A 507-nucleotide genomic window follows, 5' to 3' on the forward strand; every position below is an offset into this window, starting at 1 on the left:
AAGATCAGCCATATGTACTACTTTCCCAGCAACCCTTAAAAGGGTTGTTTTATTTTTTCTTCTTAGTTTCTTCGCCAGTAAAAGGATCTATATATTCAACAAGTGTTAATTGCTCCGCAACGATATCCTCTTGTAATTGATTACGAATATAATTTTCTATAACTTTTTTATTTCTTCCAACTGTATCAACATAAAAACCTTTACACCAAAATTTTCTGTTACCATATCTATATTTTAAATGTGCATGTCTATCAAAAATCAACAAACTACTCTTTCCTTTTAAATATCCTACAAATTGCGAAACGCTTAATTTGGGTGGAATACTAACTAACATATGAATGTGATCTTTACATGCTTCAGCTTCAATAATTTCTACGCCTTTTCTTTCACACAGCTGTTGCAATATTATTCCAATATCTTTCTTTATTTTTCCGTATATAATTTGTCTTCTATATTTAGGAGCGAAGACAATGTGATACTTACAATTCCATTTTGTATGTGCTAAAT

At 30.0% G+C, this 507-nt stretch carries 1 protein-coding gene; it reads right to left on the bottom strand.

Annotation, left to right across the window (positions count from 1 at the left end):
• Positions 1–49: 49 nt before the first annotated feature.
• Positions 50–507: IS200/IS605 family transposase (gene tnpA / locus AB1J10_RS12605; protein WP_369003143.1), on the bottom strand; the 458-nt coding region annotated here is incomplete at its 5' end.

Origin of the sequence: Staphylococcus cohnii species complex 1663 (assembly GCF_041008415.1) — a bacterium.
GTDB lineage: Bacteria > Bacillota > Bacilli > Staphylococcales > Staphylococcaceae > Staphylococcus > Staphylococcus ureilyticus.